Source organism: Paenibacillus sp. An7 (genome assembly GCF_009870785.1).
Lineage (GTDB): Bacteria > Bacillota > Bacilli > Paenibacillales > Paenibacillaceae > Paenibacillus.
This window is the reverse complement of record NZ_WTWX01000003.1, coordinates 326,558-338,352: the sequence shown is the minus strand read 5'-3', so window position 1 is coordinate 338,352 and position 11,795 is coordinate 326,558. Positions and strand designations below refer to the sequence as shown.

The following is an 11,795-nucleotide window of genomic DNA, read 5'->3' as shown; positions in this document are numbered from 1 at the left end:
GTACTCTTGAAGAAGAGAACGACCATAAGGCCGTTCTCTTCATTATTATTCTGCCTTTAATTCGAGCAGCGCATCCCGGAGTTCTGCCGCTCGCTCAAACTGTAGATTCTTAGCTGCATCTTTCATTTCTGCCTCTAGACGCTGAATGAGAGACTGACGCTCGCGCTTCGACATTTTCTCTGCGCCGCCAACCAGGTAATCACTCTTCGATTCAGCAACTTTCGTCGCTTCAATCACTTCACGTATTTTTTTACGTATCGTCTGAGGTGTGATTCCATGCTTCTCATTGTATGCAATCTGTGTAACCCTACGACGTTCCGTTTCTTTGATTGCTTTATCCATTGAATCGGTAATTCGATCACCGTACATAATTACCCGGCCCTCACTATTACGTGCGGCTCGGCCGATCGTCTGAATCAGTGAACGCTCCGAACGTAGGAATCCTTCTTTATCTGCATCAAGGATGGCGACGAGAGAAACCTCTGGTAAATCAAGACCCTCTCTCAGCAAGTTAATCCCAATAAGTACATGGAATGTACCGAGCCGAAGATCCCTAAGAATAGCCATTCGCTCCAGTGTCTTAATATCAGAGTGCATATATCTAACCTTAATTCCTACTTCTTTGAAGTAATCGGTCAGATCCTCTGACATCTTCTTCGTCAGTGTGGTAACAAGTACCCTTTCATCCTTCTCAACCCGGTCACGAATCTCATTAATGAGATCGTCAATCTGTCCTTTGGTTGGTCTCACTTCAATAATTGGATCAAGGAGCCCTGTTGGACGAATAATCTGTTGAATCATTTCGCCTTCGGTATGCTCCAGTTCATAAGGACCTGGCGTTGCAGACACATAAATAATCTGTTTTGCCTTCTCTTCGAACTCTTCAAACTTGAGCGGTCTGTTGTCGAGTGCAGAAGGTAACCGGAACCCGTGCTCTACCAAGACGGTTTTTCTTGCTTGGTCACCATTATACATGGCGCGAATCTGCGGAAGTGTTACATGAGACTCATCGACAACAATTAACATATCATCTGGAAAATAATCGAGCAGCGTATAAGGTGTCGCTCCTCTTTCTCGGAAAGTTAAAGGTCCTGAATAGTTCTCAATTCCAGAACAGAAACCCACTTCTTTCATCATCTCGATATCATAACGCGTACGCTGCTCAAGACGCTGTGCTTCGAGAAGTTTCCCTTGCTCTTTGAGCACTTCAAGACGTTCTTCCAGTTCACGTTCTATATTGACAAGCGCAACCTTCATCGTATCCTCATGCGTAACAAAGTGAGATGCTGGGAAGATCGCGACATGATCGCGTTCAGCAATCAGTTCACCGGTAAGCACGTCGATCTCTGTAATTCGTTCGATCTCATCTCCAAACAATTCAACACGAATGGCATGCTCATCTTTGGAAGCAGGAAAAATCTCAACGACATCCCCGCGAACACGAAAAGTACCACGAACAAAATTAATATCATTTCGTTGGTACTGAATATCTACAAGCCGTGCCAGAATCTCATTACGCGGCTTCTCCATCCCTACCCGAAGAGACAATAGTAAATTCGAATACTCCATCGGGGAACCGAGACCGTATATACAGGACACACTTGCTACGATGATGACATCGCGCCGTTCAAACAAAGAACTCGTAGCCGAGTGTCTTAGTTTATCTATTTCTTCATTTATACTTGAATCCTTCTCGATATACGTATCAGAAGAAGGAATATATGCTTCTGGTTGATAATAATCGTAGTAACTTACAAAGTAATCCACCGAGTTACTAGGAAAAAACTCTTTAAACTCACTTGCCAGCTGTGCTGCAAGTGTCTTGTTATGTGCAATAACAAGCGTCGGTCTATTCAGCTTCGCTATGGTCTGAGCAATCGTAAACGTCTTACCCGTACCCGTAGCACCAAGCAAAGTCTGGTGCCTCTTACCTGCACGCACACCTGCGACCAGCTCTTCAATTGCTGCAGGCTGATCTCCCTGGGGCTGAAATTCCGACTCGAGTTGAAACGTCTTCGTGCTCATGACTATATCACTCATTGCCCAACCTCACCCTCATCGTCTAAAATAGATCTTACATTTATGTCGATATTTGCCGAGAAAACTGGTATCGGAAATATTCTTTGAATAGGAATATTTGTTCCCGTTTATTATACTCGGTTCAGATCATGGATGCAAATGTAAGTAACGAACGAGGAGGCGAAATCATTCATGGATATCGCGACCCTAATCGGTCTCATTGCCGGAGCAGTCGCCATTATCGGAGGTTTTCTATGGGAAGGAGGGCAACTTACAGGATTATTTCAATTTACAGCAGCACTTATTGTATTTGGGGGAACCATAGCAGCTATTCTAATTAGTTACCCGATGTATCGTATCCGGACGATACCTGCGGCTTTGCGTATGGCATTTCGCAAGTCTAATCATGAAGCAAGCAAGTGGATAAATGACATTGTGGAAATGTCGATGCTTGCCCGAAGAGAAGGGGTTCTCGCCCTTGAGCATAAAGTAATGGAACACTCTAATGATTTTTTAAAAAATGGAATTCAAATGGTCGTTGACGGAACCGACCAACCCGTGGTCCAGCAAATTATGGAGCTCGAAATTGATGCCATAGAACAGAAGCATGATCATTACGCCAAAATTTTTGAATCTGCCGGTGCCTATGCTCCAACGATGGGAATCATCGGAACCGTGATGGGATTGGTACAGGTTCTTGGAAGCCTGACAGATCCTAATGAGCTAGGTCCATCCATTGCTGTTGCTTTTATCGCTACTTTATATGGCGTCGCAAGTGCCAATCTTATCTTTCTGCCGATTGCATCCAAAATCAGAGCAAAAAGCGAAGAAGAAACCTCTACTCTAGAAATGCTTTTAGAAGGCATACTATCTGTTCAGAATGGGGAGAATGCTTTGCTTGTTCGGAAGAAACTCGAAACATATGCCCTATTACATGAGTTTCCGGAAATGAACAGAAAGGAAAAAGCGCATGAGACAGCGGAATAGGCACAGTCGCCTTATACGTACAAGACAGGCGCGAGCAAGTAACCCCGGCGCTTCCCATGACCGCTGGATGATTACCTATGCTGATCTAATCACTCTTTTACTTATTTTCTTCATCATGTTATATGCAATGAGCAGACTCGATGCCAATAAATATGAAGATATCACGAACTCGCTGCAAACCACATTCCAAAATTCGAACCATATTCTGGAGGGCAATGAAGGGATCACAGGAGATAAGCCTTCTCCCGGACAACAGAATTCAGTCGGCAGTGCAGCGCAGTCTGGTGATCATAATAACGAGAACCCTGAATCTGAAAAAATAGAATCGGCTCATGAAGCAGCTTTTCGAGCTCAGGAGAAAGAACTCCAGCAATTACTCAGCCAGATTGAGGGATACATAGAAGATCACAATCTGACAGAAATGATTTTTGTAGAGGACAAGCCGCAAGGGATATCGATTACGCTGAGCGAACGTTTTTTATTCCGCAGCGGTAATGCTAGACTGATGGATGGATCTTCTCCCGTATTACATCAGTTAGCCAGCTTGTTCAGAGATTTGGGCATGACTATTTCCATCGAAGGACATACGGATAACATGCCCATTGTTAATAGCTCCACTTATAAAGACAACTGGGAATTATCCGGTGCGAGAGCCCTGTCCGTATTACGTTATTTTATGGATGAGGAAGGTTTGGAATCGGATCATTTCCAGTATGCAGGTTATGCCGATACTCGCCCTGCTGAGGACAACAGCACGGAAGAAGGCAGACAAAAGAATCGCCGGGTTGAAATTACCGTACTACGGCAGCTTCAAGAATAAGTCAGAAAAGTCATTCCCTTTTAAGAGTTACTCGTCACATTACATGAAACAAAAAGACCTCCAATCTGCTTACGGTAGATTTGGAGGTCTTTCACTTATTAAATTATTTATTATGACGGATCACGGATTAACGGTTAGCTGTTCTGCCGAAAAGCTTCAGCAAATCCTTGGTTCGGATTCACCTTACGCTGTGTCTGAAGCTTCATACCAAATATCTGATAGATTGACGCAGGACTCTCCTTAATTGCTGAACCCGTATCTGGATCAGGGGCTAGTAAGGCACCAAGCTGATGATGTTCGCCCTCGTAGAGAGCACGCTGTAGAAATTTACTTTCCCCGTTAATATTCCGTATTTCCAGCTTACAAAAAGCCGCATTCATCCGAAGACAACGATGTAAATCTGCCTCTGAATGAACCATTTGACCATTCACTTTGTAGATGACTTCACCAGGCATAAATCCCAGTTCGTCTGCCGGACTTCCCGGAAGAACGGCGAGAATCTGCAAGCCTTGCTTTGGATGAACATAGATCGGGCTTCGATTCTCCTCTTCATATGAACTAATCCAACTGAGAGCTTCGTGTCCAAGAAATGCGAATAGTACCGCAACAATCGCAGCAGGACCCCACCACATCGACAACAGTCCCAGAATAAGCAGTAAAGCGCCATATAAAAGCATACGCTTTGAGGTTAGGGAAACCTTCTCCTCTGGAAGCATGCTTTTCGTCATCTCACCAAAACCGATAATTAGCGGAAGTCCGAATAATAAATACGCTCCTGATTCTTCTAAGAATACAGGATTCCAAGGAAGATCGGCTCCGGCTCCTAAACCAGCAGGAACAAGCATCATGAGTGGAATCGGAGTTAAGTACTGCAGCTGATAACCCCCAACCAATTTCCCGCGTTTCCCCTCAAAATAAACCGGGGATGCAGCTTGTCCCCGCTGCAAGCGAATAACGATAGCATGTATCAGGTGTAGCACCGCACAGAGTACAAGCAGGGAAGGAATACTAAGTTGTTCAATCTCACGAATGACACTCCCCATAAAGCCGCTAGGCTGCCACTGCTCAAAGAACCCTAAGATCCACTGGATGAGTCCAAGAATACTGATCGCATACACCGCATTCAAATAACGCACACGGACTAGCATGAGTACGAAAGAAGTTACCCAGATCAGCACGACGCCTTGAATGGAAAGCTCAATTCCAAGAAAAACATATAGTATAGAGACGATTACTCCGAGCATTACACCGGTAATCACGGTTCGAGTCGTTAATAACGGCCAGGCGTTAAGACGCACATGCATTAATTTTCGTTCCAGCATCCCTTGCCTGCGAAACCACAGAGCGATGATAATAATGGCAATATAATAAAATGGCTGGCTTAATAAAACAATCGCTGCATCTAATATCAGCCAAAGCCATGAGATGACTTCATTCAAATAGGTTCACGCTCCTTCTTATGCAATTCGTTTTATAAAGTAACTAAAGGTATTATAAAATTGTTTACTCATAAATCCAATAAAAAAAGAAGGCTGAACAGCAGCCTTCTTCTTGAAATCAGACAGTTATTCAACTATCTGCATTCCTGATTTCAGTTAAGAAAAACTTTTCTGAACATTACATGTCCACTCTTGTTTTTCTTGTATTATTTCGACGCACCTGAGGTTATTTCCTTCTTCATTTCAGATACAGCTTTTTTAAGCTGAGTATCGTACTGCGGGTCACTGATCTTCTCGATGAGCGCTGCTTCCAGTGCTTCTGCCGTTTTCTCATCTAAGATGCCGCTGGCTGTAAGTTTTTTGGAAGTCTGGAATGCCTTAATCGCAGCTTGAGTCTTAGCATCAAAATATCCATCTTTACGGTCTGTCTTAAATCCAAGTCCCTCCAGCATCGTTTGTGCATTCTTCACATCCGTGCTGTTCGAATCAAGTTTAAGCGGTAAGTTATCCCTGTTAATCGGAGCTACCGAGAAGTATTCAGGCTGACTGACTGTAAGATCAGGCTCAATCCCCTTCTCATGAATCCAATCTCCATTCGGTGTAAGCCATTTTGCTATCGTAATTTTCACTAGGCTTCCATCGCCAAGCTGACGTTCAAAACTTGTCTGAACTGTTCCTTTACCAAAAGAATTCTCTCCGAGCAGGGTTGCTCCTGCGGATTGCTGCAAAGCACCCGCCAGAATCTCGGAAGCACTCGCACTGCCTTTATTCATAAGTAGACTTACAGGGTAAGGTTTCGCAGAACCCTTAGATTCATTCTTTTCCCGATTACCGTTCTTATCTTCTACCTGAACAATAAGCTCGCCTTTTGGAACAAATTGTTCTGCAATATCAATGACAACAGATAACACACCACCAGGGTTGTTTCTTACATCAATGATAAGGCCTTTCATATTCTGGGCTTCGAGCTTGGCTAGCTCTTCTTCAAAACGTTCTGCAGTATTCAGCGAAAATTGGGTAATAGTAATAATACCAACCCCGTCTTCCTGCATTTCTGCGTATATGGTTTCCAGGTCAATGTCATCTCGTACAATCGTAAATTCGAGTGGATCTGTGGAACCTGCTCGCTTAACAGAGACCTTAGCTTCGCTGCCCTTTGGACCACGAATTTTGTTAACAGCCTCATTTAGGTCAAGTCCTTGAAGAGATTCTCCATTCACCGATAAAATGACGTCCTTGGACCGTATACCTGCTTTTTCTGCCGGTGATCCTTTAATTGGCGAGACTACAATGACATTTCCATCCTGAGAGGAAACCTCAGCACCAATTCCTGTAAAGGATCCTTCAATCGATTCTTCAAACTGCGCTGCTGTCTCCTGTCCCATATAACTGGAATAAGGATCACCGAGCGCTCCCATCATTCCGTTAATTGCACCATCAATCAGTTCGGCACGATCAATATCCTGATAGTAGTTTTCTTCAATAAGACCAAGCGTTGTTTCGATTTTCGAAAGATCATTCTTCTGACTGCTTCCGGTTACACTAGCAAGTAAACCTTCTCCACCCTGACTATTCAGAGATTGAAAGTTTACAAATGCCAGTGTCAGCAAACACCCGCCTAGTAGGCCAATGATAACCAGCATGAAAGCAGAACGCTTCTTCATCATGAGCGTCACCGCCCTTTCTATTCCGTCTGACTTACAATTCACCCTGATCTACCAGCAAGAGTATATGATAAGCTTGTACGGAATATGCCCTAAGTATGCCGAGTTTTACAAATAATTCAGTGGATTGGTATGACTACCGTTCACCCGTACTTCAAAGTGCAAGTGATTCCCTGTTGAATTCCCTGTTGAACCGACTTCTGCTATTTTTTGACCGCGTGTTACACTGTCGCCTTCTTTAACCTTGATTCCACCATTACGGATATGTCCGTACAACGTCCACAGACCATCTCCATGATCAACTATGACGGTATTGCCGTAACCACTTGTCCATTCAGCCACGATAACTACTCCACTCTCAGCTGCCATAATTGTCGTTCCTTCTGGCGCTGCATAGTCGATACCAGCGTGCATTTTACCTACTACACCAGTGATAGGATGCACCCGCGGACCATAACCTGATGAAATATAGGCTCCTGAAATAGGCATCCCAAAAACTCCACTGCCGCTGGAAGTACTGCTGCTAGAGCTGCTGCTCGAAGAACTGCTGGAACTACTTGAGCTAGAGCTGGAGCTGGAGGAAGAAACTTGCTGTTGTGCTTTTTTACGAGCAGCTTCTTCTGCTGCTGCTTTGGCTCTCGCTGCTGCCGCAGCTTGTTCTGCTTTTAGTTTATTCTTCTCTTGAAGCAAAGATGAACGTTTGCTCGCAATTTCAACTAGCATGCGGTCTTGTTCTTCACTCAGTTCTTCCTGGGATTCGATCTCCCCATCATACTGAGCGATAAGTTGCTGCTTTTCCACTTCTTTTGCATCAAGTTCCGCCTTGCGTTCTTTCTTATCTGCGTATAACTGCTTATGTTCTTGGTATTGTTCTTCAAGCTCTTGCTTCTTCTGAACAACCAATTCTTTGTCTTTCTTATGTTCTTCTAATAGATTCTGATCTTGATCGACAATCATCTTGAGTGAATCTGCACGTTGAAGGAAATCTGCAAAACTAGTAGATGAAAGTAATACATCAAGGTAAGACACCGATCCATCGGTATACATCAAACGCACACGCGATTCTAGCAATTGCTCACGGGCTGCAATCCGTTCTTCCGCTTCTTTCAACTCTTTTTTGGTAAGTCGTAAATTTTCCTCTGTTAACTCAATCTTATAAGAAATGTTAATGAGTTCATTACTTACAATATTAATCTGTTCGATTATTTTATTCAAATACTCTTCTGTTTTTTGCTTGTTATGTTCAGCTTCTTCTTTTTTCTTTGCAGCCGCTTCTTGTTTTGCTTTGGCAGACTGTGATTGTTCCTCAAGCTGTTTAATTTCATTATCGATATCATTCAAGCTAGAAGCAGCATAGCCATAACTAGGTGATAGGATTGCAGCGGTGAGTAAACTCATCGCAAGTGCAGTAGCCGTCTTTTTCAAGTTGTCTTCCCCATCCTTCATTTCAAATTATATATTTCATCGCATTATTTTCTTGTTGTGATGAGCAGCTGCCCCTAAACCAGGACAGCCCTCATAAATGTAATTATCAATTAAACTTTTAGTGACTTACGAATAGACAATGTGCTGCCTAGAACGCCAACGAGTACTCCCATGATGAGGAGTGAGCCTCCAAGCCAAACCCATAGACTAGATAAAGGTACTAGGTTCAGCATTTTAATAATAATATCTTCCTGTACGGTAATAAGCAGCTGGTTGTAACCAGCAAACAAAATCCCGATCGTAACAAGTGAACCGATAAGACCGATCAGTGCACCTTCCACAAAAAATGGCCAACGAATGAATGCATTCGTGGCACCAACTAGCTTCATAATTCCAATCTCCCGGCGTCTTGCCAGGATCGTCACGCGAATCGTGTTGGAAATCAGGAACATAGACATTAGTGCAAGTCCGGCAACAAATACAAAACCGATTGTCCGGATCAGACGTGTAATCTTGAACAACGTCTCTACCGTCTCTTCACCAAAATTAACTTTCATAATAGGCTTCTCAGGATATTTCTCATTCAGAGCTTCAATCTTCTCCGCTACAAAATCAACGGTACTCGGATCAATAAGCTCAACTCGAATGGTGTCTGGAAGCGGGTTGTTATCTACATCAAAGCCTTCCAAAAGTTCCTGTTGATCTTCACCAAGCTTTTCTTTAAATTCAGCCAATCCTTGGTCTTTAGGAACCAACTTAATCGAACTTACCTCTGGCATCGCTGCAATTTCTTCTTGTAATGTTGTACGAAGCTCCTCATCTACATTCAGCTGCAGGTACGTACTGATCTCTACCTGGCTGTCCGCATTATCGGCTATCGTATTGACATTCACGACCAAGAGAACGAACACTCCTAAAATCAATAGAGAAACAACAATAGACGTTATGGATGCTATAGACATCCAGCCGTTGCGGAAAATACTCTTGAATCCTTCCCGCAAATGGCGCAAGAAGGTGCTAAAATTCATAGCCGTATTCCCCTCTCAGCTCGTCTCTAACGATATGGCCTTTTTCGATCGCAATAACCCGTTTTCTCATCTTGTTCACGATGTCACGGTTATGCGTAGCCATTACAATGGTCGTTCCCCGAAAATTAATTTCATCAAGAAGCTGCATAATTCCCCACGACGTCTCGGGATCCAGGTTGCCGGTAGGCTCATCCGCAATAATAACAGAAGGATTATTCACAATGGCTCTAGCAATTGCAATCCGCTGCTGCTCACCGCCGGAGAGTTGTGCCGGCTCGCGGTCTGCCTTTTCCTTCAGACCTACTAGATCGAGAACTTCCATTACACGTTTCTTGATATGCTTCTTAGGAGCTTCAATAACCTCCATAGCAAAAGCAACATTCTCATATGCCGTCATCTTGGGCAGGAGTCTGAAATCTTGAAAGACCACCCCGATATTGCGTCTGACATAAGGAATCTTACGATGTTTCAACTTTCCAATATTAAATCCGTTCACTGATATTTGACCTTTAGTCGGTACTTCTTCTCTGTAAATTAATTTCATAAAAGTCGATTTGCCCGCTCCAGAGGGGCCGACGATATAAACAAATTCATTGCGGTCGATCTTCACCGAAACGCCTTGAAGCGCATGCGCACCATTCGGATAGGTCTTCCACACGTCTTGTAACTCAATCACATCATCACTTCCCGTTGCATTAGTAGCTTCTTTTGCTCATTTCGACACTTTCCAATGATTTCCTTTAAAATCTCTCGATTTTCATCAAGATGTCTCTCATTGTAACAAATTTGTTACCTTTTGAGTAGCCGAAAGATTTCCTTTCCTTCCGGATATATTGAACGAGTGTTCCTAACACCGGGAAAACAGAAGTCTGAGAGGAGTTCTATATGAAAAAAGTTCACATTTCGTTCATGGTTTGTGTATTTCTTTTTCTCCTATTCGCTTTTATCTTTGGCTGGCTATACATGTACGCTCACCAGTCCAAAATCCCCCCAGGAGTTCATTTATCCGGGTGGTCTGTAGGAGGGCAGGATAAGGATACAATACTGCGAGAGTTAGAACAGAAACTCACATCACTTGAAAACCTTCCGCTCGGAGTAACGTCCAAGAACACTCCTATTTCCAATACGAAACTAACACTGGCTGATGCTGGAGTGACGTACAAAGCCGATCAATTCAAACAAGCTTTGCGTACGCTTTCGGAAGGCGGTCTTGTCCAAAGAGTGGTTCAGCGCTGGCATTTCACTAAGGAATGGGAGCTAGAAGTGGACATAGTTCCTGATCACCTTAAACAAAAACTCACTCCAGCTTGGGAAGAAAAGCAATTCGGAAATCCCGTAAATGCAGTTCGGAAAATCACACCAAACGACGAAGTCGTTTATACACCCGAACGAAATGTACAGCGGATTAAGTGGGATCAAATGAATACGATTATATCTCAAATCGTACCTGACCATTTTTCAATACTTAATAAGAAAGATAAAGAACCGCCTAGTATAGTTATCGACCTTCCCCTCCAAGAGTTGAAGCCCCCCGTTACCATTGCTTCTCTAAAAGAAGAAGGGATTGAAAGGAAGATCATTGAAGTGGTGACGTCTCTTAGATCAAGCGGAGAAGGAAGAACACATAATGTCAGCGCTGCAGCCAGCGCGTTAAACGGGCTTATTTTAAAACCAGGGGATATTTTTGATTATGGCAGTATTGTCGAGAAGGCAGAAAAGGAGAGTGGATTTCAGGAAGCGCCCGTCATTGTAAAAGGTCAGTTAGTACCCGGTGTCGGGGGAGGTATATGCCAAGTATCCAGCACACTATATAATGCAGCCCTGCGAACGGGGCTAGAGATTGTCGAGAGAAGAAATCATTCACTTCCTGTTAGTTACCTTCCTAAGGGTCTTGATGCAACCTTTGCATCAGGGTACATTAATTTCCGTTTTAAAAACACGACAGATAAGTACCTTCTTATTAAAGCAGAGGTAAAAGACCGCGAACTGAATGTTTCCTTCTTCGGGACTTTTCCGGAGAATGTAAGTTACGAACTCGATACCGAACTTCTCAAAACCCTTCCAGCTCCGCTCACCTATGTATCAGATCATTCTCTTTCTCCAGGAAGCGAGATGGTGCGTCAGGCCGGGTCAACCGGATATGTTGTTGCCTCTTATCAGATCAAGAAAGTAAACGGAGAAGTCGTCTCTCGTAAATTGATATCTAAAGACACTTACCGGCCGCAAGACCGAGTTCTTGCTGTAAACCGTGCTGCACAGGAGAAAGAACCGCCTCCATCGCCGCCCTCTTCGGACACTCCTCCCGTGGAAGATGGAGTTCGTACGGAAGACGCTGGCTAAGATTTCAATAGAAAAAGAGCGCTGCATCATTGCACGCACAATAATAACCCGGGCTGTTATGTTGCATACGTCC

The 11,795-nt window shown here is 43.7% G+C and carries 9 protein-coding genes; 3 read left to right on the top strand and 6 right to left on the bottom strand.

What is annotated here, in order from left to right; translation table 11 throughout:
* Positions 1–45: 45 nt before the first annotated feature.
* Positions 46–2,040, bottom strand: a complete 1,995-nt coding sequence (gene uvrB, locus GQY27_RS06760) for an excinuclease ABC subunit UvrB (protein ID WP_160032776.1) — start codon at positions 2,038–2,040, stop codon at positions 46–48.
* 171 nt (positions 2,041–2,211) lie between these two features.
* Between uvrB and GQY27_RS06755 the strand changes: the two genes are divergently transcribed.
* Complete coding sequence (locus tag GQY27_RS06755; protein WP_160032775.1) at positions 2,212–3,006, top strand: flagellar motor protein; 795 nt, start codon at positions 2,212–2,214, stop codon at positions 3,004–3,006.
* On the top strand, positions 2,990–3,826 hold the full coding sequence (locus GQY27_RS06750) for a flagellar motor protein MotB (RefSeq protein WP_160032774.1): 837 nt from the start codon (positions 2,990–2,992) through the stop codon (positions 3,824–3,826). Before GQY27_RS06755 ends, GQY27_RS06750 begins: the two co-directional genes overlap by 17 nt.
* Before the next feature lie 134 nt (positions 3,827–3,960).
* Here the strand turns inward: GQY27_RS06750 and GQY27_RS06745 are convergent, their stop codons facing one another.
* From GQY27_RS06745 to ftsE, 5 genes are all read right to left on the bottom strand, one after another.
* On the bottom strand, positions 3,961–5,265 hold the full coding sequence (locus GQY27_RS06745) for a PDZ domain-containing protein (RefSeq protein WP_160032773.1): 1,305 nt from the start codon (positions 5,263–5,265) through the stop codon (positions 3,961–3,963).
* A 206-nt stretch (positions 5,266–5,471) separates the two neighbouring features.
* Positions 5,472–6,932 carry a S41 family peptidase gene (locus tag GQY27_RS06740; RefSeq protein ID WP_160032772.1) on the bottom strand — a complete coding sequence of 487 codons (1,461 nt, stop codon included), beginning with the start codon at positions 6,930–6,932 and terminating at the stop codon, positions 5,472–5,474.
* A gap of 105 nt (positions 6,933–7,037) precedes the next feature.
* On the bottom strand, positions 7,038–8,354 hold the full coding sequence (locus tag GQY27_RS06735) for a murein hydrolase activator EnvC family protein (protein ID WP_160032771.1): 1,317 nt from the start codon (positions 8,352–8,354) through the stop codon (positions 7,038–7,040).
* Positions 8,355–8,464: 110 nt separating this feature from the next.
* Complete coding sequence (gene ftsX / locus GQY27_RS06730; protein WP_160032770.1) at positions 8,465–9,382, bottom strand: permease-like cell division protein FtsX; 918 nt, start codon at positions 9,380–9,382, stop codon at positions 8,465–8,467.
* On the bottom strand, positions 9,372–10,058 hold the full coding sequence (gene ftsE, locus GQY27_RS06725) for a cell division ATP-binding protein FtsE (RefSeq protein ID WP_160032769.1): 687 nt from the start codon (positions 10,056–10,058) through the stop codon (positions 9,372–9,374). Before ftsE ends, ftsX begins: the two co-directional genes overlap by 11 nt.
* Positions 10,059–10,267: 209 nt before the next feature.
* On the opposite strand from ftsE, the gene GQY27_RS06720 reads away from it, so the two are divergent.
* Positions 10,268–11,722 carry a VanW family protein gene (locus GQY27_RS06720; RefSeq protein WP_160032768.1) on the top strand — a complete coding sequence of 485 codons (1,455 nt, stop codon included), beginning with the start codon at positions 10,268–10,270 and terminating at the stop codon, positions 11,720–11,722.
* Positions 11,723–11,795: the final 73 nt, after the last annotated feature.